Origin of the sequence: Streptomyces rubellus (genome assembly GCF_036323805.1) — a bacterium.
Lineage (GTDB): Bacteria > Actinomycetota > Actinomycetes > Streptomycetales > Streptomycetaceae > Streptomyces.
The window spans coordinates 96,369-118,554 of record NZ_JAZDCX010000013.1 but is presented as its reverse complement, the minus strand read 5'-3'; the positions used below and the strand labels follow the sequence as shown (position 1 = coordinate 118,554).

Sequence of the window (22,186 nt, the reverse complement as noted above, 5' to 3'; positions counted from 1 at the left end):
GCGGCGATGCCTGTCACCAGCTCTCATAGTCCTCGATCAGGCGGGTGACGAGCCGGTGCAGGATCCCGGCTCTGTGCCGGTCCTCCCGCTGGTTTTGCAGTGCTCGTTCGGTCGTGCGCAGCCGGTGCCAGGCGTCCGGTTCCTTGTCCATCACCTCGTCGACCAGGGGCCGGGTGATCAAGACCAGGCACTCGTCGGCCGGGCGCCGCCGGGTGTCCGGGGACGGCGAGGCAGGGTCAGGGGACGTGTATCCGTTGGTGAGGTGGCGCGCCGGATCGGTCAGGCTCCACCCCACGGCAGCGCCGCTCTGGACGAGCAGTGCCAGGCCGGGGCGATGCCGATACGTGCCTCCAGCGGCGTGTCCAGGACCGTCGGGTCCGGCAGGCAGACTAGCTCGGCTGCCTCGGTGCCGCAGTGCAGCACCGTGGCCCGCGGCATGCCGAAGTCGCGTACCCCGCCCGCGCGGAGCCCGCCCCGGCGGGTCAGAAGACCGATGGAGGTGTGGACTTCGGCCTCCGCGGGAACGGTCTCGTTCGGCACATGCAGTCTGATGCCCACCAACTCGCGACTCTGCTTGCCGAACCGGAGGTCGTCCTCCTCCGACCACAGCCACTGCAGGCCACCGAAGGTGGTGCGTGTCTGTTGCTCGAACTCCGCCCTGTCCGTGAACCCACCGACGATTACCTGTGGCATATCCAAAGCCAGGCGCGGGGCGAAGGACAACGGGAGATCGGTCACCACGGCATCCACGGTGTTCAGGGCGATGTTCACAAGTATGTCACCTAGGTCGTTCGCGACGCTTCAGGTCCTCGGCACGCTGTCTGAGACCGTCGGTGACATCGTCCCAGTCCGGTCCGGAGTGCAGAAAATCCACTGAGCCTCTTTCTGTCTTTTCTTCTTCATCGCGCATAGTTAGTTTCGTGAACTTTTCGAGACAGGTAAGGGAAGCGGGGCCTACCGGTGGGTGATGGGCTCAAGTAAGCCGTTGAGCCTGTTCAGGGGATTACTGGTTGCTTGTCTTTCTTCAACAGATGAGAAGGTGCCGACCATGGCAGGCGGTCGATCTGCCCAGTCAGGGTGGTCTCATCTCAGTCGTACCCTGAGGTGGTCAGGTGGAGCGTCCGATCGTGATGGACCACAGGATCTCCCGCAGTTCATGGCCGTCCTCCTCCCCTCTCGATGAGATTACCTCGGCGCGGAAGGAAGAAGAACGTGCGCGATGACGTACGAATCCTCCCATCGAAGGACTTCCCAACTCTTCGATATGCAGTCCTTCGCGATCGAGGCGGTCGGCGAGTTCCGCGAAAAGAGGAGAAAGCTCAAATCTTCCGTACGCCCTTTCCAGGGCACCGGGAACGATCCCGCTCTTCTCTGGTCTCAGCCTGTGCACTTGAGCCGAGAAGCCAAAACACTCCCACTTCTTCTCTCTCTTTTGGAAGGAAACTTCAATGAGCCCATAGTCGCGCCTCCACTGTCCTTTTCTCTGATCGTCCAGGTAGTCGTCGCCAAGGCGCGACTCCCATTCTTCGGGAGAGCTTCCCAATCCGACTCCGAGGACTTCCCCGTTCTTGATGAGGTCGACATAGAGATCGATATCGGTCATCAATCCATCTTCTCCAGCGCTTTGATCAAAAAGTGAATTTCGAGCGCCCTGTTTTTCTGCATGCCGTATCCACCGGCGTTCATCTCATCCCTGGCAGACTTGGCCTTGTCTATGAAGTCGTTTCTGAAATCTGGGTTCGATCGCAACTCGTTCAAAGCGCGCTCGACGTCGCGTTCGCTTGCGGTGCCGTTCCTGAGGCGGATGGGCTCACCGCCGACCCCCCCTTGATCGTCGGGGAATACGCGTACTTCCCTGTCGCCCACATGCACATGTGCCCCCTTCGTTCCCCAGTCTTGATAGGCCACTGAGGTACGGATGTACGGGGCCAATCCGAGGGGGTCGGCCCAGGTGTGGGGGTTGTGGGGGTAGGTGGTGGGGTTGGGGGCGGGTGTGAGGCCGAGGGGGTCGGGGGTGAGGTAGCGGGCTGTGGTGGGGTCGTAGTAGCGGAAGTAGTTGTAGTGGAGGCCGGTTTCGGGGTCGTGGTACTGGCCGGGGAAGCGCAGGGGGGTGTAGGTGGTGGCGTCGCGGTTCCAGGTGGTGGTGCCCCACAGGGTGGTGCGGGTGTGCCAGGCGAGGTGGCCGGTCTCGTCGACGAGTTCGGTGGGGGTGCCGACCAGGTCGGTGACGATGGCGAAGAACCGGGCGTCGATTTCGGCCTGGGTGGCGGTGTCGGTGAGGCGTTCGGTCTGGGCGACGGGGTGCAGGCCGTTGTGGTCCCAGGTGAGGGTGACCGGGTGGGGGAGGCCGGGGTCGGTGGTGGTCTGTTCGATGAGGACCGGGCCGTCCCAGGTGAAGTCCACCTGTTCGGCCACGGTTTCGCCGTCCGGGGCGAGGCGCTGTTTGGCGATGCGGCGGCCCAGCGGGTCGTACAGGTAGCGCCAGCGGGTGCCGTCCGGGGTGACCACTGAGGTGAGGCGGTCTTCGGTGTCCCAGGTGTAGTGCCAGGTGTCGGGCTTGCGGGAGAGGCGGGTGCGTTGGCGCAGGGTGAGGCGGCCGGCGTCGTCGTGTTCGTAGCGGATGCGGCCGGCGCGGGTGAGGCGGGTGCCGGTGTAGGCGCGCTCTCCGGCAGCGTCCGCGGCGGCGTGGGTGGTGGGCCAGGCTGCGGAGGTCTGGTTGCCGGCGGTGTCGTAGGCGTAGGTTTCGGTCCAGTTGGCGGCGTGGACGGCGGTGACGCGGCCGGTGGCGTCCAGGTCGAAGGTGCGGTGCCCGGCCAGCAGGTCGTCGACGGCGGTGAGGTAGCCGTCGGCGCGGTAGTGGTAGCTGCGGTGCTGGACCGGGGCGGTGGGGTCGGGGCCGGTGAGGGTCTGGTCGGTGATGCGGCCCGCGGGATCCCAGATCTGGGTCAGGGTGACCTCGCCGACGCGGCGGGTGGTCTCGCGGCCGGTGGCGTCGTGGGTGAAGTCCAGGGTGCGGCCGCCGGTGGTGAGTGCGGTGCGGTTGCCCGCCGCGTCGTAGGCGTAGGTGGCGACCTGGCCGGTGGGGGTGACCCGGCGGGTGCGGCGGCCCAGTGCGTCGTAGGAGAACGTCAGGACCCGGCCGCCCGCCATCTCGGTCTTGACGCGGCCCAGGCGGTCGCGTTGCCAGCGCACCTCCGCGTCCGGGCCGATGGCCTCCACCGGGCGGCCCGCGAGGTCGTAGGCGTAGGTGGTGACCCGGCCTGCGGCGTCCTTGCGGACTCTGCGGCCCAGCTCGTCGTAGGCGAAGGCGATCGTCTCGCCGAGTGGGGTGGTGCGGGCGGTGAGCTGCCCGGCGGCGTCGTGGGAGTAGGTGACGGTGCGGTCGTCGAAGTCGGTCTCGGCGGTCAGGCGTCCGGCCGGGTCGTAGGTGTAGGACCAGGTCAGGCCCTGGGGGTTGGTGACCTGAGTGAGGCGCAGTTCGGCGTCGTGGTCGAAGGTGTAGCGCACCCCGTCCGGGCCGGTCCTCGCGGCGAGCAGGTCGAAATGGGTGTACTCGTAGACGGTGGTTCCGCCCGCCGCGTCGGTGTGGCGGACGCAGTTGCCCTCGCCGTCGTACTCCCAGCTCTCCTGTGCCCCGTCCGGGCCGGTGCGGTGGAGGAGCTTGCCCTCGGTGCTCCAGGCCAGACGGGTGACGGCGCCCAGCGGGTCGGTGAGGGCGGTCGGGCGGCCGAAGGCGTCGCGGGTGTAACGGGTGACCGCGCCGAGGGGGTCGGTGATCTCGACGGGCAGGCCGGCCGCGTCGCAGCGGACGGACGTGGTCTCGCCCAGGGCGTTGGTGACCGAGGCCAGATGGCCGCGCTCGTCGTAGGTGTAGCGGGTCGTCGCGCCTGCCGGGTCGGACGTGGACAACCGGTTGCCGCGTTCGTCGTAGGTGTGGCGCCACACCGCGCCGTCCGCCTCGCGGACCTCGACCGGCAGGCCCAGCTCGTTGCGGGTGACGGTGATCTCCCGGCCGTCCGGGCGGGAGACGGAGACGGTGCGGCCGTGCTCGTCGTGGGCGTAGGCGGTGGTGCGGCCCAGCGGATCGGTGTGGGAGACCGGCCGGTCGCGCTCGTCGTAGGCGAAGCGGGTGGTGTGCCCCAGCGGGTCGGTGGTGGCGACCGTGCGGCAGCGGTCGTCGATCACATGGCGGGTGGCGTGGCCCTGGGGGGTGGTCAGCGTGGTGACCTTGTGGCCGGTGGCCGGGTCGGTGCCGTCGTAGGTGATGCGCACCTGCATGTGGCCCTCGGTGCCGCCCTCGCCGATGCACCGGTGCAGGTTGTCGTAGACGTAGTCGTAGCGCCGGCCGTTGGAGTCGGTCCAGGCGGTCACCCGCGCCTCGTCGTCGTACTCGAAGCGCAGCGGCCGGCCCGCGGAGTCGGCCACCTCGGTCAGATGGCCGTCGGTGTAGCCGTAGCGCTTGATCACCTGGCCGGCCAGGGACAGGGCGGTGACCCGGCCGTCCTCGACGGTCAGGTGGAGGGTGTAGCCGCCGCTGTGCTCGACGCGGACCGGGGCGCCGGTGGCCTCGTCGTGTACGAAGACGATCTGGTGACCGGCCCGGTCGGTGAGCTGCTCCAGCAGCGCGGTGCCGTCCCCGCCGGGCTCCGCCCCGGCCGGCGGGGCGAAGTGCCGTACGTGGCCGGTCTCCGGGTCGGTGAGGGTGTAGCCGCCGTCCGGGGTGCGCTCCAGCGGCATCCGCGCCGACCCGGCCGACGGCAGGGTCGGCAGCCCCGGCGCGGGGTGCGGGTAGGCCAGCAGCCGCCCGTCCTCGGCGACGAACACCACGCCCTCGGCGTCGATCTCCAGCCGCTGGTCGACGGTGGAGGCCCAGGACGGCCCGAACCACCGCCCGGCGGTGTAGCCGGACTCCACGTGCCGCCGGAAGACCAGCGGCAGGGCGCCCGGCAGGGAGACGTCCGTCTGCGGCAGGAACATCCGGCCCGTCGCCAGGTCCACCGGGTCCGTGCCGCCGGAGTTGCGGTCCCCGGGCTTGGTGCCGTGCTGCTCGGGGCCGTCGCTGTCGAGGGCGCGGCGGCCCCGGTTGGCGTCACTGGCCAGGTCCGCGGCCTCCGCCGCGATCCGGGCGCCTCTGACGCCCGCTCCGGCGCCGCCGGTCAGGGCGGTCAGTGCCGCGTCGGGTGCCAGCCGCCCCAGCCCCTCGGCCGGGTCCTTCATGAAGTCGCTGACCATCTGCCGGCCCGTGCCCCACGGGTCGTTGGCGACCTGGACCAGTCCGGCGGTCGTGCTGTTGAGGGTGGTGAGGTACTCGGCCGGGTGCGTGATGTTGTACGGGTCGGTGGGATTGATGCTGCGGGCGAAGGAGACCAGCCCGGTCGTGCCCTTGATGACCCCGCCGTAGAAGTGGGTGACGTCCATCCCCACCCCGATCACGCCGTACTTGGCCTGGTCGGCGTAGGACGGCTTGGCGGGCGCCGCGTCCCTCGCCGCCCGCACCGCCGTACGGGCCTTCTCCGCGGCCTCGTTGCGCTGCTTGCGGGCCTCGGCCAGGATCTCCTCGGCCGCCTCGGCCCTGGCCGGGCCGGGGTCCTTGAACTCTCCCGGCGGGGTCGGCTTCGGGCCCGGGTCCCCGCCCGCCTTCACCTTGGCGTTGTAGGCGTCGGCGGCCTCGTTGTACGCGTCGACCTTCCCGTTGTGCTCCGTCCGGGCGTCCTCGGAGGCCTTGACGGCGGCCTTGTACTTGGCGATCGCCTCCTTGGCGCGGCCCTGGGCCCACTCCACCGTCGAGGCGAAGTCCTCCAGGGCCTTGGCGGCCTTCTCGCAGGCGTCGGCGGCCTTGAACCACCTGGGCGGCTCCTCGGCAGCCTTGGTCCGGAACGCCTCGGCCGCCTCGCCCTCCAGGCCCGAGGAGTCCAGCCCCTTGATGCCCTTGCCGACGTTGTCGAACGCCTTCTGGAAGTCCTTCAGATGGCCGGCCGTCGAGCGCAGCTTCGAGGCGCTGCCGTAGATCAGCTTCTTGGGGTCCTCGGTCTGCCCGAGCTGGAGCTCGTCGACGTCGGCGCCCAGGGCGTTGGCGGCGGAGCGGGACTTGTCCCGCACCCAGTCCGCGCCGCCCTCCCAGCCCGCGTCCTCCAGCAGGTCGGCACCGACGTCACCCAGTTCCTCGATGCCCTCGCCGACGAGCTCGACGCCCTCCTCGACCTTGTCCTCGATGACATCGGGTACGAAGTCCCGCCAGCCCATCAGCCCTCACCCCCGCCGCCCTGCTGCTGTGCCCGTTCCTCGGGGGAGGGGCCGAACGCCTCGTCCAGCCCGCGCTCGAACGTCCGGTCGTCGATGCCCAGGGCGTCGTTCATCAGGTCGGAGCGCATTCCGCCCGCGCCCTCGGTCAGCACGGCGCGCCCGGTGTCCTTCCAGGTCTGGGCCGCCTCCTCACCGGCCTGCCGGAACGACTCGGCGCTGTAGTCGGGACGGTAGTTCTCCAGGGAGACCAGCTCTCCCCATTCCCGTTCGGTGATCTCGTCCTCGGACAGGTGGGGGTTCCCGACGAAGGCGTTGGCCGCGACCTTGAAGGTGCCCTCGATGTACTGCTCCTCGGAGTAGACCAGCCCGGCCGCCAGGCCGAGCCGGGCCGCCAGCCCGTTGGCGTCCATGATCAGGGCGCGTACGCCCCACTCCCAGTCCTCGCAGAACCCCTCGAAGTCCTTGGCCAGCCCGGAGTGGCCGGCCTCCATGTTGCTCAGTGCCAGCTCGCCGAAGCCCGAGCCCTGTACGGAGCCGGTCGACGAGCCGCCCACCGCCTTCAGCTCGTCGATCGCCCCGTTCAGGCCCTTGGTGATGAGGCTCAGCGCCTCCTTGGAGAACTTCAGGTCCCCGTCGCCGCTCACCGCGCACCCCCGTCCCGCGCCGCCGCGTCCGCACCGGCGTCTACGTCCGCGTCCACGTCCACCGCCGCCGCATCCGGCACGATGCCCTTCACCGGCGGGAACAGCATCGAGCCGTCCTCGTCCGCGACGTTCACCGCCACCCCGGCCGGGCCGTCCGCCTCGGGCACCACCGCGTCCAGCAACCGGGCGCCCAGCACCGCCTCGTACTCCCACTCCTGGCCGGGGGCGGTGTCCTTCGCCCGGGCGAAACGGGCCATCGCCGGCTCGTCGGTGAACGCGTAGATCCACCGGATCCCGCCGAAGACCCCCGTCAGCAGCCCGCCGTCCACCACCGGCACCAGCACGGCGGTGCGGCGGAACTCCCCCAGCATCGCGTGCGGGTTCCCCCGGCCCGCGCGCACCGCAGCTATCTCCTCGACGAGATCCACCCCGAACCCCCGTTCGACGCCCTGCCCGGCACAGTCGGCAACACCATAAGTCCATACGGCAGTCGGCCGCCCGGAGTACGGCAGCACTGTTGCGGCACCATGACACGGCACGGCCGGGGAACGCGCCGCCTCGGGAATCCGGCCTGCCGGGGCCGGAAAGCGCTCACTTACCATTGCCGCTACGACAACGGGGTGGACCGCGGCCCGCCGCGGGGGAGGGGACGGGAACCGATGAGTCTGCGTCAGTTCGAGTACGCCCTGGCCGTCGCACAGGAGGGCTCGGTGACGGCGGCGGCGGAGCTGCTGCACGTCGCCCAGCCGTCGGTGTCCCAGCAGATCCGCGGTCTGGAGCGGGAGCTGGGCGTGACACTCTTCGCCCGCACGCCGACCGGGCTGGTGCCCACCGTGGTCGGCCGCGCGTTCCTGCGGGAGGCGGAGGCCGCGGTGAGCGCGGCGCGGCGGGCGCGGGCGACGGCGCGGGCCGGTGCGCGGGAACCGGCGGGCGAGCTGGTGGTCGCGGCGCAGATGGGTCTGGGCGCGCGGCAGCTCCCGGGCGCGCTGAGCGCGCTGCGCCGCCGCTTCCCGCGGCTGGACGTCACCGTCTTCGAGGAGCGGAACCCCGCCGAGATGGAACGGCTGGCGCGCCGGGGCGTGCTGGACTTCGCCCTGACGGCTGCGCCCTGCGAGGAAGGCGGGTACGAGGAACACCGCCTCGGCGACGAGGAGTTCGTCGTGGTGCTGGGCGCCGGGCACCCACTGCTCGCCGCGGACCGGGTCGACCTGCGCGACCTGGCGCGGGAGCCGTGGGTGAGGTTCGACCAGGACAGCGCACTCGACGGTGTCCTGGTGGGCGTGCTGCGGGACAACGGGCTGACCCCGGCCACGGTCGCCCGCGTGTCCCAGACGGCGACGGCCGTGCGCTGGGCCGTCCACGGGCTGGGGGCGGCCCTCGTCCCGGCCTCCGCGGTGCCCCACAACCACGAGCACCTCACGCGCCCGGTGTCCCCGGCCGTGTCCCTGCCCGTCGTCGCCGTGGTCCGGCCCGGCGCGGGCCCGGCGGAGACGGCCCTGCTCGAACTCCTGCGGCAGGAGGCCTGGTACAGGTCCTCTTCCCCCGTCACCGTGCCCGTCCCCGTCCCCGCACCGGTGGCCTGACGGCCGGGACCGCGGCACAGCGGCGGGACCGGCTCAAAGCTGGGTGCGGCCGCCGTCCACGGCGAGTTCGGCGCCGGTGGTGTACGTGGCGTCGAAGGCGAGGAACGCGGCCGCCCGGGCGATCTCCCCGGGGCTGCCGAAACGCCCCATGGGGTTGTCCGCCAGCACCTGGGACTTGAACTGCTCGGCCTCCTCCTCGGTCATCGTCTTCTCCAGGATGCCCGTGTCGATGGGACCGGGGCTGATCGCGTTGACCCGGATCCCGCGCGGCAGCAGATCGCGGGCGAAGCTGCGGGCCATCGAGCGCAGCGCCGCCTTGCCGGCCGCGTAGCCGCTGGTGTCCGGCATGCCGATGACGTTCGCCGCCGAGGTGGTGAAGACGATGCCGGCGTCCGGGTTCAGCAGCGGGGCGAGCTTCTGCACGGTGAAGTAGGCGCCCTTGACGTTGACCGCGAACAGCTCGTCGTACACCTCCTCGGCCGTCGCCCCGAAGGGTGTGGTGAGTGTGATGCCGGCGTTGACGAACAGAGCGTCCAGGGTGCCGAGTTCGCCCTTCACCCGGTCGGCCAGGGCGTCCAGGTCGGCCAGTGAGGACACATCGCCCCGGACGGCCGTCGCGTTCTCGCCGAGCCGCTCCCGCGCGGCGTCGAGCGCGGCCCGGGAGCGGCCGGTGATCACCACCCGCGCTCCGCCGTCCGCCAGCAGTCTCGCCACCGCGAATCCGAGGCCGCTGCCGCCACCCGTGATCACCGCGTTCTTGCCGCTGTACTTTTCCATGCCGGTGTTTCCTCGCTGCTTTCTCTCGGAAGTCGGTGAGCTGTTTCTCCGGAAACGGCGTTCCGGAATGCCGCCGGTGTCAGGCCCGGGGGAATTCGCCGCCGTCCACGACGAGATTGCTCCCGGTCAGCCAGCCCGCCCGGTCGGACACCAGGAACAGCACCGTGTGGGCGAGGTCGTCGGGCCGCCCGTCGCGCCCCAGCGGCACGGGGCTGCCGTCCTGGCTCTGCGCCGGGTCCATGCGGGCCCACTGCTCCCGCGTCCGCACACCGCCGGGAGTGGTGACCCGGCCGGGGCTCACGGTGTTGACCCGGATGCCGAACGGGGCCAGCTCCAGGGCCAGTCCCCGGCTGTAGTTCTCCAGCGCGGCCTTCGCCGCCGTGTAGTGCAGGAACGGTCCCCCCGGGGTGCGGACCGCGGCGGTGGAGACGTGCACGACCGCCCCCGATCCCTGCTCCCGCATCCCCGGCACCAGCAGCGAGTCCAGCCGCACCGACGCCAGGTAGTTGAGGTCCAGCGAGTCCTGCCACACCTCGTCGGGGATGGCCGAGGTGCCCTCGTACGGCCGCGCCCCGCCCACGTTGTGGACCAGGACGTCCACCCCGCCGAGCGTCTCCCGCGCGGCCTCGGCGATCGCCGCCGCGCCGGCCCGCGTCCGCACGTCGGCCGCCACGAAGGCGGCACCCTCCGGCACCGTGTCCGCCGCCGTCCGGGCGGTCGTCAGCACCTCGGCGCCCGCGTCCAGGAGGTGGCGCACGACGGCCGCCCCGATTCCGCGGGAACCACCCGTGACCAGGGCCCGCTTTCCCGCGAGCTCCGGCTTTTCCGATCCGTTCTCGGTCGTGGCCATGCCACCGGTCCTCTCGATAACGTCTTCGTCCGCTCGACGGAAGAAGGGGCGATGTGCGCGGCGCGCGAATCCCCGGAGAAAAAGAGGCGGTCGCCCTCGTCGAGCTATTTGACGGTACGTCCGGGAAAGAGTGAGAGGCAAAGACGAAATATCAGCAGGGGGCATAGGGAGTTCCTATGGTGCCCCGGTTCCTCCGCAGTGACCGGCGCGGGGAGCGGGTCGAGGCGGCCCCGTCCACCGTCTCCACGCCGGCCCGCACCTCCCGCACCCGTTCGGTCAGGGCCGGAGCGAGCACCCCGACCGGCGGCCCGGCCGCCATGACCACGCCCCGCGGCAGCACCACGAGCCGGTCGCGGAACGCCGCCGTCCGGGCTTCGGGGCTGCCGTGGCCGGTACGGGCCGGGGGCGGCGGCACCTCCGCCCGAACGGTCCGGTGTACGTGCCCCCTCGCCCCCGGCGTGCACCGCGACCACGAACAACCGGCCCCGGCCCGCACGGTGGTCCGGGCCGGGGCGGCGTGCGAGGGCGGGGCTATGCGGCTTCCGCCTCCCGCCCGGGGGCACCGAAGGAGTCGTCGGCCGCCTCGGCCCCGTCGTCCAGGACGATGCGGACGGTACGGCGGCCGTCGCCGGGACCGGCTCCGGCCAGCCGGGCCCGGATGCGGTCGTAGACCCTGGTGGCCATTGCCCAGCCCACGTCCACCGTCTCACTTGGTGCGTTGCGGGTCTCCCACAGGCTGATCAGGGCCGTGATGAGGGACGGTCCGGACAGATGCGTCCGCACCCGGTCCTCGCCGTGGTCGTCGACCGCCCCCGGAACCCGGAAGCGAGGATGGCGGGCGGCCTGTACGAGCAGGAACTCCCAGGTGTCGCGGTGGCAGATCAGCTCCGCACGCGACAGTCCGGCGGCGGTCAGCAGCAGCTCAGCGTGCTCTTCCAGCGGATCCCTGGGCGTCCGGGGGGTCTGGCCACCCGCTCCCGGAGGTGCCGTGGCACCTCCGGAGCCGTCACCGGAACCGTGGGAACGGTGCCGCAAGGCTGCTTCGGCGGCCCTCTTCACCTCCCTCACTCGCTGCCCCTCCGGTGCCTCCCCGCCCGGGGACTTCGCCGCGTCGTCTTCGAGGTCCCGCCGGTTGCCGTCCCGCTCCCCGTTCACGCTTTCCTCCTGCTCATGCTGACCGCCGTCCTGTGCCTCGGGGACTCCGCCCGAGGAGGTGGGCGGCGGGTCCACCACCGGCCGCGTGGTCTCCTCCCCTGCCTCTCCGCCCGCATCGGCCTCGGAAGGAGGCGGGTGCGCCCCAAGCCGATCGCTGGTGATCTCCAGGTGCAGGTCTTTCAGACCGCCGAGCATCTTCTCCTGCCGCCGACGCAGTTCCCGGTTCTCCTCCCGCAGGACCATGGTCCCGGTGGAGATGGCTTCCCGGAGCTTGTAGAGCTCCTCGCCCGGTGTCTGTGCCAGCGGACGCGCCTCGGTGAGCGCCGTACGGACGGCCGCGATCTCCTCGCCGATGCCGTCGAGCTTGCCGTCGAGTTCGTTGAGCCCTCCGTCACAGGCATCGAGCTTCTTCGCGAGACGCTGTTTCCACCCCTGCCCCAACTCCACGCAACCCCCTTGTCGCTTTGTGTGACGGGCCCATCCTTTCCCTGGCGGATGCGGCCGACGCGGGCGTTTTCCGGCCACAGCCGAGCCGTACCGTGCGTGCTCGTGAAGTGGGTGTTCCGGCCGAGGCCCGGCACGGTGGCGGTCATTTCCCGCCACCCACGTCCAAGAAGCGCGCGCCCGAGGTCTCCGATGGGGTGGCTGCTCGAACGCAAGTACCCCGGCCCCCTGTGCTCGATCCCGTGCGCCGGAGAGCGGCGGATGCCGGACGATGTCACGCGCCTCGGACACCGGCCACACCCGCACCACGCGGTGCCACGGCCCCGACCGGAGGGAACGCCCGCCTTGGCGAAAACCACGCAACTGCGCACGTACACCGTCCGGGACGGCATGTTCGACGCCTGGTTGGAGCGGTGGCGGAAGGACGTCGTCCCGCTACGTCTGAAGCTGGGCTCTATGATCGACGGGGCCTGGACGGACCGGGAACGCAACCAGTTCGTGTGGCTGATCTCCTACGACGGCCCGGAGACCTTCGCGGAGCGCAACGCCGCGTACTGGGCGTCACCCGAGCGCGAGGCCATGGATCTCGAACCCGACGACTACCTCGTCCACACCGACGACCGTGTGGTCCAGCGGGCCTACTGATCGCACGGTGCCGCGCGGCAGCGGGAACTGCCGCCGGTCCGGGTGCCGTGTATGTGCGGGATTCGAAGGCTGCGGGCGATGGCCCTGTGCTGCGGGTCGGCCGGGACGAATGGGCCGCGTTCGTGGCGCGCGTGAGGTGAGCGAGTACCCGGAAAGCTGCATCGGATCAAAGTGACTGTGCTGCTTTCCGGGGGCACCGTTTGGAAGAGAGGGCTTTCGTGGGGGCGATCGGTCTACGACTCGACTTCCTCCGACTCCCTCAGGTATTTCTGATTGTTCTCGATGAGATGATCGAGCGCGGACCTGGCGGCAGTAAGGCTGTCCATCGCGAAGGACAGTCGGGCTCGCTCGTGATTCATTACTTCCAGAGCTTTCTGAGCCTTTTCCCTGCTGGGCTCCGCCATGCAGGGAACCATCGCGGCGATGCTGCTGCTGGACACGCCCGCGGCCAGGAACGCCTGTATGAGCCGGACTCGCCGGACATGCCCGTCGTCGTAGTGGCGCTGCCCGCTGGCGGAGCGTGAGCTGACGAGCAGGCCCTGGTCCTCGTAGTAGCGCAGTGACCGACGGCTGACTCCTGTCCGGGCGGACAGTTCGCCGATTCGCATCCCAACTCCCCGCTGTGTACTGGGTCACAACGACTTGCCCCTCACATCGATGTGAGGGTCTAGGTTAACCCCCGCGGTTGCCTGTCATGCCACTTCGTGTGTCCAGTGCTCGGTGTGGCCCTGCGAGGAGGAGAGAAGTCGTTGATCAAGCTTGCCTTCATGATCAATCGTGTCGGAGGAATGTCCTTCGAGCGGTTCGTCGAGTATCACCGGGACCGGCACGGTCCGCTGTTCACCTCCATTCCGGAGGCGCGGCGCTACGTGCGGAAGTATGTCGTGTCGCACCCGGTGCCCGCCGAGAACTACCCGGGTCCCGCCTATGACGGCCTGACGGAGATCTGGTTCGACAACTGGGAAGACCACAACGCCTTCTTCTCCTCCGAGAACTACAGGGAGCTGGTCAACCCGGACGAACCGAAATTCATCGACATGAGCACAGTGGCGGTTATGGTCACCGAGGAGAAGGTCATGATCTGATCCGGATTTCGGTGGGCGGTGCTCAGGCGCCGGTCAGCAGGCGGCGCAGCAGGCGTCCGGCGGGGCCCCACCCCCGACGGGCCCCGCCGGAGCGCTCGCGGTACCAGCGGCGCAGCTCCCGCCGCTCGGTACGGGACAGGGGGCCGGACGCCAGCAGGTGCGCGGCGAAGCGCAGGGCGTCCTGGCGGTGGCCGTCGGTCAGCGGGCGGCCGTCGGCGTAGGCGGTGAACGCCGGGCGGTAGCCGTCGCCCAGGATCCGGGGCAGTTCGGGCGCCAGCCTGGCGACGACGGCGGCGCGCTTGGCGGTCAGTGCCCGGGCCTGGACGCGCAGCCGCTCGGGGTCGAAGCCCTCGGGCGCCGGGGCGCCGGCGGTCAGTGCGGCCAGCAGGGCGGTCTGGGCCGCGGCGAGGTGTTCCCGGGCCGCCTCGGTGTCGGTGGTGCCGGCGCGGTCGGGGGCGACGGTGCGGTCGGGGATGTCAGGCACGGGCCGCCGTCCCCTCGAAGACGGTGCGGATCGCGGACAGTTCCGCCGCCAGCTCGCCGCCGGGCGGGAAGGCGTCGTCGCGTTCCAGCAGCACCCCCGGCGGCGCGGTGCGCGCGCACAGCTCGGCCAGGATGCCCAGCACCGGCTCGGGCACCGGGTGGGCGTGGCTGTCGTGCCACACCCCGTCCCGCTCCACCCCGCCCGCCACGTGCACGTACGCCAGCGCCTCCAGCGGCAGCCCGGCCAGCACGGCGGACGGGTCCTCGCCGCGGTTGACGTGGTTGGTGTGCAGGTTGGCGACGTCGATCAGCAGGCCGACTCCGGTGCGCTCCACCAGTTCGGTGAGGAACTGCGCCTCCGTCAGCTCCTCGCCGGGCCAGCGGACCAGGGCGGCGATGTTCTCCAGCGCCAGCGGCACCGGCAGGGCGTCCTGGGCGACGGTCACGTTCTCGCAGAGCACCTCCAGCGCGTCGCGGGTGCGCGGCACCGGCAGCAGGTGCCCGGCCTCCATCGCGGGCGCGCCGGTCCCCGGGCCGCCGGCCCGGACGAACGCGATGTGCTCGGTGACCAGCGGCGCGTCCAGCACCTCGGCCCGCCGCGCCAGTGCCGCAAGCCGGGCCGGGGCCGGGCGGTGGGCGCCGCCCAGGCCGAGCCCCACCCCGTGCGGCACCACCGTGGTGCCGCGCTCGCGCAGCCGCAGCAGGGCCTCGGGCAGGTGGTCCGGGCAGATGTTCTCCGCCACCACCTCGACCCAGTCGACGCCGGGCAGCGCGTCGATCACGTCGGCGATCTCGGGCCGCCAGCCGATGCCCGTGCCCAGCCGCGCCACCGCCTGCCGCATGGCCGCGCCCCCTCTCCGGATCCTCCCGACCCGCGGATGTCATCTCCGGAGGGAGAGAACGCCAACCGCGCGGCGGCGGGTTCAGAGCTTCATTTGAGCTTGTCCGGTCGCGATGTGCCCCGTTCCGCGTGTTCTTTCCGCCTCCGGGGCCAGAAGGGAACAGAATCTGCTGACCCCCCACAGGAGACATCCATGCTGGACGAACTGCAGCGAAGGCTCGGCCTCCGCACCGACTCCGTCATCTTCTTCACCTCCGCGGCGCTCACGGTCGTGTTCGTCGTCGCGGCGATCACACTGACGGAGCAGGTGGACCGGATCTTCGCGACGGCCTCGGACTGGCTCCTCACCAACCTGGGATGGTTCTACATCCTCGGGGTGACCAGCTTCGTGATCTTCCTGCTGTGGATGGCCGTCGGACGCTACGGTCACGTGCGGCTCGGGGGGCAGGACGAGCGCCCGGAGTACAGCACGCGCGCCTGGTTCGCGATGCTGTTCGCCGCCGGGATCGGCACGATCCTGATGTTCTGGGGGGTCGCCGAGCCCATCAGCCACTTCGCCGTGCCGCCGCAGCAGGGCGTCGAGCCGCAGACGGTCGAGGCGGCCAGGATGGCCATGGCCTACTCGCTGTACCACTTCGGCCTGCACACCTGGTCCATCTTCTGCCTGCCGGCCCTGACCTTCGCCTACTTCGTCTACGTGCGCGGGCTGCCGTTCCGGGTCAGCTCGGTCCTCCAGCCCCTGCTGGGCGACCGCGTCAACGGCACTGCGGGCCGGGTCGTGGACATCACGGCGGTGATGGGCACCCTCTTCGGCGTCGCCGTCTCCATCGGCCTGGGCACCCTGCAGATCAACAGCGGGCTCGCGCGGCTGTTCGGTCTGCCGGAGAACTCCCTGGTCCAGGTCCTGCTGATCACCGTGATCACGGCCATCGCCACCACCTCGGTGGTCTTCGGCCTGGACAAGGGGATCCGGCGGCTGTCGAACATCAACATCACCATGGCCATCGGGCTGATGATCTTCGTGTTCGTCACCGGGGCGACGCTGTTCCTGGCCAAGGGCATCATCGAGAACGTCGGCGTCTACCTGTCCCAGCTGGTGTCCCTGGCGTTCTGGAACGACACCTTCGCCGACACCGGCTGGCAGGGCAGCTGGACGGTGTTCTACTGGGCCTGGACGATCACCTGGTCGCCGTTCGTGGGCATCTTCATCGCCCGCATCTCCAGGGGGCGCACGATCAGGGAGTTCGTCCTCGGCGTCCTGGGGCTGCCGACCGCCTTCACCATCGTCTGGTTCAGCGTCTTCGGGCTGTCCGCCATCGATCTGGAGCTGGACGGCGAGAGCGACCTCGTCCGGACGGTCGTCGTGGAGGGCGACGTCCCCGGCGCGCTGTTCACCTTCCTGGAGAACTACCCGCTGACCACGCTCGTCTCGGCCCTGTCGGTGCTGATCGTGGTCATCTTCTTCACCACCTCCTCGGACTCGGCGTCCCTGGTGGTGGACATGCTCTGCGCCGGGCAGCGGGGCGAGGGCGGACCGACCCGGCAGCGGGTCTTCTGGGCGATCACCGAGGGCGTGGTCGCGGGCACCCTGATCGCCGCCACCGGCAGGAGCGCGCTCGACGCGCTCGCCGAGGTGATCACGGTCTTCGGCCTGCCGTTCTTCGTGCTGGCCTTCCTGATGATGTACTCGCTGCGGCGCGCGCTGCGGACCGACTTCCCCGAACTCGCCGGCCCGCCCCCGACGCTGCGGAAGCGGGCGGAGCAGGACCCGGAACGGGCCGGGAACGGCGGAGTGGACCGCGGGCCGCGCGAACAGGGGACGAGCCGGCTCAGCAGGCTGCGGGACCGACGGACGGGCGGCAGCGGGAAGAGGTGAGGCGGGCCCGCCCCGCCTCTTCCCGTCGCCGGACTCAGCGGCGCAGCGCCGGGTGGTCGGCGACCACCGTCGCCGACCCCGGGGCGATCTCGGTGAACCCGGCGTCGCGCACCACCGGCAGCCCGGAGGCCGTCAGCTCCGCCCACCGCCCGGGCGGGGCGGTACGGACGGCGAGCGGGAAGCCGGCCGCCCGCCAGGCGGCGCGGGTGTCGTCGTCCAGCGCCCACCAGGTGAACTGGGCGCCGTGCCCGGCCTGGGCCATCGCCTTGCCCGCGGACATCTCCAGCGCCGGGTTCAGCCACAGCACGGGTGTCCCGGAGGCGGGGACGACGGGCGGTGCGGGGTCGGTCAGCTCGGTGCCGGAGACCTGGAGCCGGGCCAGCTCCTTCGGCCAGCCGTCCAGCGGTACGGGCGGGAACACCCGCACCTCGGCCGGGGCGGTGCCTCCGGCGTCCACGGAGCCCTCGGCGCCCGGACCGGTCACCGTGATGCCCGGCAGGGCCTGGACCCGGCGCCACTCCGCGCCCCGCGCCCGCCGCACCACCTTGCGGATGCGCCCGTCCTGCCAGGCGCGCACCAGCCGGTGCCAGTCGCCGCCGGGGTCGGTCGCCCGCTCGTCGGACAGCAGGGCGAGCACCGCCCGCGCCGCCGTCCCCAGCGCGTCGGCGCGGGCCGGGGGGCCCGGCGGGGTGGCCCGCTCGATCCGGACGACGAGCGGCAGGACGTACTGCGGGGCGGCGTCCCGGTCTGCGGGCGCGGGGTCTGCGGGCGCGGGGTCGGAGGCGGCGGGGGAAGGGGCGTCGGGCGTGGTCACGGGGTCAGTGTGCCAGCCGGGATGAAGGGGACCTTATGCCTTCCTCAAGCGGGGGAAAGGGTTCCGCGAAGCGCGGACAGGGCCGCGGACCGGCGGCTATGGTCGGCCGTCATGAGACTGGAAGCCGTCGGCCGCCGCTACGGGATCGGCAAACCGTGGGTGCTGCGCGACGTGGACCTGGAACTGCGCCCGGGGACGCTGGTGCGGATCGAGGGGGCCAACAGCAGCGGCAAGTCCACTCTGCTGAGACTGCTCGCCGGGATCGACGCGCCCAGCGCGGGCCGGATCACCGGCCGTCCGCGCACCGCGTACGTGCCCGAGCGCTTCCCCGCCGCGCTGCCGTTCACCGTGATCGGCTATCTGACGCATCTGGGCCGGATCCACGGGATGCGGCGCGGTCCCGCGGTCACCGCCGCCCGGCGGTGGCTGGAGCGCTTCGGCGCCGGAGGGCTGGCGGACATGCCCCTGGCGGAGCTCTCCAAGGGCGGCTGCCAGAAGGTCGCCCTCGTCCAGGCGCTGCTGGCCGGACCGGAGCTGCTGGTGCTGGACGAGGCGTGGACGGGACTGGACCGCCGGGCGAGCGCCGAGCTGGACCGGGCGGTCGCCGAACGGGTGGCGGCCGGCGGCACGGTCGTCTTCGTCGACCACGATCCGCGGCGGCTGGCGGGCGCGGAGAGCGACGTGCACCGGATCGAGGACGCGGGGCTGGTGCCGGCCGCCGGTGAGGCGGCGGAGGCGCGGGAGACGGCCGGGCCGAAGGCCGTCGTGGAGGCGGTGGGCCCGCCGGGGACCCTGCCGCCGGACGGGCTGCCCGGTCATCCGGTCCGCGAACCCGCGGGCGGCGGCGCCCTGCGGCTGACCGTGCCCGCCCCCTACTCCGACCTGCTGCTGCGGGCCCTGCTCCAGGCCCACCCGCCCTGGCACGTCCGCTCCGTCACCACCCTGCCGGAGGGCGTACGGGCGGGGGGCGCCCGGCCGGGGGAGACGCGCGGGCCGCGGGGCGTACGGACGGGGAAGGACCGGCGGGGAGACGAGCGGCCATGACGGACACCGGACCGGAGACGGTGGCGGACAGGACGGCCCCGGACGGGGACGCCGGGGCGGGAGACGCCCCGGCCGTGGCCGCGGGCGCCGGGGTCGGAGGTGCCAGGGGCGCGGCGGCCGTGCTGCCCGCCCTGGTGCGCTACGAGACCTCCCTGCTGCTGCGCTCGCGCTGCTGGCTGCCGCCCCTGTTGCTGTACGCCGCCGCCCTGCTGGTCGGGGTGCGGGGCGGGGAGCCGGTCCTGGACTCGCTCGGCTACGCCGCCGCCGTGCTGCTGCCGGTGGCCGCCTGGCTGACCAGGGCCTGCGTCACCGGCGAGCCGCCCGCCGCCCGCTGGTGCGCCGCGGCGTCGGCCGGTCCGGGCGCGGTCCAGCTGGCGTCCCTGCTGGGTGCGCTGCTCGTCTCGGTGGCGCTGGGCGCCGCCGGTGCGGTGGCCGTCGCCGTGATCGGCGGCCCGCACGGCGGCGACCGCGCCACCGCCGTACCGCCGGTGCCCGCGGCCGGTGCCGGGCTGCTGGCCGTGCTCACCTGCGCGCTGCTGGGCACGGCGGTGGGGGCGCTGTGCAACCGGCCGCTGCTGCGCGGCACCGGACGGGCGGTGCCCGCCACCGTGCTCGCCTCGGTGGCGGCGCTGGTGGTCCCGTGGTCGCCGGCCAACGCGGCGGTCGGCGCGCTGGTCACCGGATCGCGCGCCGCCGACGTCCCGGTGCCGCTGCTGCCGTGCGCGGCGGCGCTGCTGGTGGCCGCCGGGGCGGTGGCGGTGAGCTGCCGGGCCGCCGCCCGCCGGGGGTAGCGCGGCGCCGTGGGGCGTCCCGTGCTTCCCGGCGGACCGGCCGGCGGCCGGCGCGTACGGCCGCGGGCGCCCGTAGGCTCGGCGATATGGAGAACGAACCGGAAGACCGCGCCGACCGCGCCGAGGGCGCCGAGCGCGAGGAGCGGGCCCGCTGTGTGCGGTGCGGCGAGCCCACCGAGTACCCGGCGAGCACGCCCGGCGCCACGCTGTGCCCGGTGTGCGGCTGGCAGGAGGCCGAGCGGGTCGCCTGCTCCGGCTGAGCCCGCCGACGGGCGGGCCGTACCGGGGGCGGGGTGCGCCGGGGCTCAGCGGGGCGGGACCGAGGATGCGGACGGCGAGGCGGGCGCCCGGCCCATGGCCGCCGCGACCAGCTCCGAGACTCGGACGAGGCGGTAGCCGCGCTCGCGCAGCTCCGGGACGAGGCGGCCGACCGCCTCGGCGGTGGCCGGTGCCCGCTCGCGGTCCCAGCGCAGGACCACCACCGAACCTGGCCTGACCTTCTCCAGCACCCGTCCGGCGAGTTCCTCCGGATCGGACGCGCCGGTGTCCGCCGCGTCCACGTCCCCCGCCACCGCGGTCACCCCGGCCGGTGCGACGGCCCGCCGGGACCGGTCGTCGTGGCAGCCGCCGGGGAAGCGGAAGTACGGGGTGGGCCGTGACACGCCCGCCGCGCGGATCTCCTTCAGCCCGTCGCGCACCTCCGCCAGGTGCCGCCCCGGGCCCAGGGCGGGCAGGCCCGCGCAGTCGGGGGTGAAGGCGCGGTGGGAGCGGGAGAGGTTGCCGACCTCGAACAGCCGGTCGCGGCCGATGGCGCGGGCCCGGTCCCGGTGGGCGCGGGCCCACACGCCGGTCATGAAGACGGTGGCGGGGGCCTTCGCGCGGCGCAGGGCGGCGAACAGTTCCGGGTTGTCGTGGCGGACGCCGTCCTCGGCCGCGCGTTTCGCGTCCTCGGGTGACAGGGCGGCGTCGAAGGTCAGCGCCACCACGCGGTCCCCGGACGCCCGGCCCGCCGTTCCCCCGGGACCCGCCACCTCCTCTCCGCCGTCCCCGCCGTCCCCGGTGCGCGGCCCGTGCCGGAGGACGGGGACACGGCCGCTGGCGGACAGCGGCAGGGTGAGGTACCCGCCGGGGGCCGGGGTGGCGGTGCCCGCGGAGTGGGACACGGAGGGCCGGGAAACCGGCGGGGAGGCGCCCGGGGCGGTGTCCGCCGCCGCGGGGGAGGGCGCGGCCCGGCCGCGGCCGTCGTCCGGGGCGCCGCAGCCCGCCACCGCGGCGGCGGCCAGGACGAGGGCGGTCAGGGCGGTGGCGGCACGGCGCGCGGAAACGGTCGTGATCGGCATGAACGGAACGTATCGGACCGCGACGGCGTTCCGGTCCGCCCGCGCGGCACGCTGCTCCCGTCGGACTACCGCCGCCCCCCGGCCGGGGTGGCGGGCACCGGCCGGGAGCCGGTCAGTGCCGCCACGGCCCGGTGACGGCGAACGTGGTGCCCGGCTCGTAGCAGTTGACGTACATGGTGCGGCCGTCGGGGGCGAAGGTCACGCCCGCGAACTCGCCGTACTCCGGCCGCTCGGGGGTGCCGGTGTTCTGCGCGTTGCGCGCCACGGGGTACACCCGGCCGTGCCGGGTCAGCCCGTGGACGTACTGGGCGCCGCCGCCGTCCTCGCACACCAGCAGGCCGCCGCCGGGGGCGAGGCAGATGTTGTCCGGCGACTCGCCGGGCAGGCCGGTGCCGGTGTCCGGGCCGAAGACCGCCACCAGGGTCAGCCGGCGGCGGGCCGGGTCGTACCGCCACACCTGGCCGGAGTGGTCGGCGGCCGAGCCCTCCAGGGCGCGTGCGTAGCTGGAGACGAAGTACACCGAGCTCCCGGCCCAGTAGCAGCCCTCCAGCTTCTGGCCGCGGGTGATGCCGGCCCGGCCGAAGTCCTGCAGCCGGACGGGGGTGCGGCGGGCCGGCGGGTCGGGCACCGGCACCCACTCGACGTGTTCGAGGACGGTGCCGGGCTCCCGGACGGCCGACAGGTCCGGTACGCCGCGCACCCGCAGGGCCTGGAGCTCCCCGCCCGCGCGCAGCGAGCCGAAGCCGCCCAGCGGGCGGCGGGGCAGGAAGCGGTAGAACAGGCCGAAGGGCGGGTCGAAGGCGTCCTCGGTCTCGTAGACGGCCCCGGTGCGCGGGTCGACGGCGACGGCCTCGTGCTGGAAGCGGCCCAGCGCGGTCAGCGGCTCGGGGACGGTGCGGCGGCCGGGGCCGGGGTCCACCTCGAAGACGAAGCCGTGGTCCCGCTCGTAGCCGTTGGTCCCCGCCCGGTCCTCGTTCTCCTCGCAGGTCAGCCAGCTTCCCCAGGGGGTGGGGCCGCCCGCGCAGTTCACGGCCGTGCCCGCGAGGCCGACCCGTTCGGACAGCACCCGCTCCGCGGGCGGCGCGCCGGGCGGGGTGCGGTCCCGGGCCAGTTCCAGGACGGTGCAGCCGCCCGCGGCCCCCGGGTCGTACACCAGGCCGCGCACCGCGGGGACCGGGACCGGGGTGTCGTCCGGCTTGTTCTCGTGGTTGCGGACCAGCCACAGCCGCCCGGGGCACGCACCGGGCAGGGCCGCCATGCCGTCGTGGTGGCCGGGCACCGGGCCCTGCCCGGAGAGCATCGGCTCGCCCTGGCGCGACAGCACCCGGTAGCGGAAGCCGGCCGGCAGGTCGAGCAGGCCGCCGGGGTCGGGGACCAGCGGGCCGTGACCGGTCCGGCCGCCGGCGAGCCGCGCGGCGGGGCCGGTGAGCAGTTCGGTGACGGCGCCGGTGAGGGCGATGCCCGCCCCCACGGCGCCGGTTCCGGTCAACAGGCCCCCCAGGACCTGGCGGCGGGTTGCTGACATGGGTGGCTCCGGCTCCCTGCGGCGGACGGGCTGAGACCGGGTGTAG

General features: G+C 72.7%; 22 protein-coding genes and 1 pseudogene. 8 read left to right on the top strand and 15 right to left on the bottom strand.

The genetic code is table 11. The annotated features are described in order from the left end of the window. Positions 1-13: 13 nt before the first annotated feature. The 6 genes from V1L54_RS17225 to V1L54_RS17200 form a co-directional block, all read right to left on the bottom strand. Positions 14-181 carry a hypothetical protein gene (locus tag V1L54_RS17225; protein ID WP_330118897.1) on the bottom strand — a complete coding sequence of 56 codons (168 nt, stop codon included), beginning with the start codon at positions 179-181 and terminating at the stop codon, positions 14-16. A gap of 98 nt (positions 182-279) precedes the next feature. Then, positions 280-771, bottom strand: a complete 492-nt coding sequence (locus V1L54_RS17220) for a hypothetical protein (RefSeq protein WP_330118896.1) — start codon at positions 769-771, stop codon at positions 280-282. Positions 772-1,108: 337 nt separating this feature from the next. Further along, positions 1,109-1,603: a hypothetical protein gene (locus V1L54_RS17215; RefSeq protein WP_330118895.1), complete on the bottom strand. Its 495-nt coding sequence runs from the start codon at positions 1,601-1,603 to the stop codon at positions 1,109-1,111. Then, positions 1,603-6,243: a putative T7SS-secreted protein gene (locus tag V1L54_RS17210; protein ID WP_330118894.1), complete on the bottom strand. Its 4,641-nt coding sequence runs from the start codon at positions 6,241-6,243 to the stop codon at positions 1,603-1,605. Before V1L54_RS17210 ends, V1L54_RS17215 begins: the two co-directional genes overlap by 1 nt. Continuing rightward, entirely contained in the window at positions 6,243-6,887 is a 645-nt protein-coding gene (locus tag V1L54_RS17205) for a hypothetical protein (RefSeq protein WP_330118893.1), read from the bottom strand. The genes V1L54_RS17210 and V1L54_RS17205 overlap by 1 nt, the downstream gene beginning before the upstream one ends. Then, the gene (locus tag V1L54_RS17200) at positions 6,884-7,315 is read right to left on the bottom strand and encodes a hypothetical protein (protein ID WP_330118892.1); all 432 of its coding nucleotides are present in this window, start codon (positions 7,313-7,315) and stop codon (positions 6,884-6,886) included. The genes V1L54_RS17205 and V1L54_RS17200 overlap by 4 nt, the downstream gene beginning before the upstream one ends. A 231-nt stretch (positions 7,316-7,546) precedes the next feature. Here V1L54_RS17200 and V1L54_RS17195 point away from each other — a divergent pair, with 231 nt between their 5' ends. Beyond that, positions 7,547-8,470 carry a LysR family transcriptional regulator gene (locus tag V1L54_RS17195; RefSeq protein ID WP_330118891.1) on the top strand — a complete coding sequence of 308 codons (924 nt, stop codon included), beginning with the start codon at positions 7,547-7,549 and terminating at the stop codon, positions 8,468-8,470. Between the two features lie 33 nt (positions 8,471-8,503). Here the strand turns inward: V1L54_RS17195 and V1L54_RS17190 are convergent, their stop codons facing one another. The 4 genes from V1L54_RS17190 to V1L54_RS17175 all read right to left on the bottom strand — a co-directional run bounded on the left by V1L54_RS17190 (position 8,504) and on the right by V1L54_RS17175 (position 11,699). Continuing rightward, positions 8,504-9,247 carry an SDR family oxidoreductase gene (locus V1L54_RS17190; RefSeq protein WP_330118890.1) on the bottom strand — a complete coding sequence of 248 codons (744 nt, stop codon included), beginning with the start codon at positions 9,245-9,247 and terminating at the stop codon, positions 8,504-8,506. Positions 9,248-9,326: 79 nt separating this feature from the next. Next, on the bottom strand, positions 9,327-10,097 hold the full coding sequence (locus V1L54_RS17185; protein ID WP_330118889.1) for an SDR family oxidoreductase: 771 nt from the start codon (positions 10,095-10,097) through the stop codon (positions 9,327-9,329). A 151-nt stretch (positions 10,098-10,248) separates the two neighbouring features. Then, a complete protein-coding gene (locus V1L54_RS17180) occupies positions 10,249-10,512 on the bottom strand; it encodes a hypothetical protein (RefSeq protein WP_330118888.1) in 264 nt (87 codons plus the stop codon). A 116-nt stretch (positions 10,513-10,628) separates the two neighbouring features. Next, a complete protein-coding gene (locus tag V1L54_RS17175; RefSeq protein ID WP_330118887.1) occupies positions 10,629-11,699 on the bottom strand; it encodes a hypothetical protein in 1,071 nt (356 codons plus the stop codon). 342 nt (positions 11,700-12,041) lie between these two features. Between V1L54_RS17175 and V1L54_RS17170 the strand changes: the two genes are divergently transcribed. Next, the gene (locus tag V1L54_RS17170) at positions 12,042-12,341 is read left to right on the top strand and encodes an NIPSNAP family protein (RefSeq protein WP_330118886.1); all 300 of its coding nucleotides are present in this window, start codon (positions 12,042-12,044) and stop codon (positions 12,339-12,341) included. Further along, positions 12,251-12,481, top strand: a complete 231-nt coding sequence (locus V1L54_RS29500; RefSeq protein ID WP_443076675.1) for a DUF397 domain-containing protein — start codon at positions 12,251-12,253, stop codon at positions 12,479-12,481. Before V1L54_RS17170 ends, V1L54_RS29500 begins: the two co-directional genes overlap by 91 nt. Positions 12,482-12,574: 93 nt before the next feature. Here the strand turns inward: V1L54_RS29500 and V1L54_RS17160 are convergent, their stop codons facing one another. Then, entirely contained in the window at positions 12,575-12,949 is a 375-nt protein-coding gene (locus V1L54_RS17160; protein WP_330118885.1) for a MerR family transcriptional regulator, read from the bottom strand. A 96-nt stretch (positions 12,950-13,045) separates the two neighbouring features. Between V1L54_RS17160 and V1L54_RS17155 the strand changes: the two genes are divergently transcribed. Continuing rightward, positions 13,046-13,426, top strand: a complete 381-nt coding sequence (locus V1L54_RS17155; protein WP_330118884.1) for an EthD domain-containing protein — start codon at positions 13,046-13,048, stop codon at positions 13,424-13,426. A gap of 22 nt (positions 13,427-13,448) precedes the next feature. Here V1L54_RS17155 and V1L54_RS17150 read toward each other — a convergent pair. Beyond that, positions 13,449-14,751 (bottom strand): annotated as a pseudogene (locus tag V1L54_RS17150) (MbnB/TglH/ChrH family RiPP precursor modification enzyme). 192 nt (positions 14,752-14,943) lie between these two features. Between V1L54_RS17150 and V1L54_RS17145 the strand changes: the two are divergent. After that, complete coding sequence (locus V1L54_RS17145) at positions 14,944-16,626, top strand: BCCT family transporter (protein ID WP_330118883.1); 1,683 nt, start codon at positions 14,944-14,946, stop codon at positions 16,624-16,626. A 34-nt stretch (positions 16,627-16,660) separates the two neighbouring features. Here the strand turns inward: V1L54_RS17145 and V1L54_RS17140 are convergent, their stop codons facing one another. Beyond that, complete coding sequence (locus V1L54_RS17140) at positions 16,661-17,440, bottom strand: peptidyl-tRNA hydrolase (protein ID WP_330118882.1); 780 nt, start codon at positions 17,438-17,440, stop codon at positions 16,661-16,663. Between the two features lie 111 nt (positions 17,441-17,551). On the opposite strand from V1L54_RS17140, the gene V1L54_RS17135 reads away from it, so the two are divergent. From V1L54_RS17135 to V1L54_RS17125, 3 genes are all read left to right on the top strand, one after another. Beyond that, positions 17,552-18,484: an ABC transporter ATP-binding protein gene (locus V1L54_RS17135; protein WP_330118881.1), complete on the top strand. Its 933-nt coding sequence runs from the start codon at positions 17,552-17,554 to the stop codon at positions 18,482-18,484. A gap of 122 nt (positions 18,485-18,606) precedes the next feature. Beyond that, positions 18,607-19,275 (top strand): ABC transporter, encoded by a 669-nt coding sequence (locus tag V1L54_RS17130; RefSeq protein ID WP_330118962.1) that lies wholly within the window; start codon positions 18,607-18,609, stop codon positions 19,273-19,275. 86 nt (positions 19,276-19,361) lie between these two features. Then, positions 19,362-19,535, top strand: a complete 174-nt coding sequence (locus V1L54_RS17125; protein WP_330118880.1) for a hypothetical protein — start codon at positions 19,362-19,364, stop codon at positions 19,533-19,535. Between the two features lie 45 nt (positions 19,536-19,580). Here the strand turns inward: V1L54_RS17125 and V1L54_RS17120 are convergent, their stop codons facing one another. Together V1L54_RS17120 and V1L54_RS17115 are read right to left on the bottom strand one after the other, a co-directional pair. Beyond that, the gene (locus V1L54_RS17120) at positions 19,581-20,615 is read right to left on the bottom strand and encodes a polysaccharide deacetylase family protein (RefSeq protein WP_330118879.1); all 1,035 of its coding nucleotides are present in this window, start codon (positions 20,613-20,615) and stop codon (positions 19,581-19,583) included. A gap of 112 nt (positions 20,616-20,727) precedes the next feature. Next, positions 20,728-22,140 (bottom strand): alkaline phosphatase PhoX, encoded by a 1,413-nt coding sequence (locus V1L54_RS17115; protein WP_330118878.1) that lies wholly within the window; start codon positions 22,138-22,140, stop codon positions 20,728-20,730. Positions 22,141-22,186 lie beyond the last annotated feature (46 nt).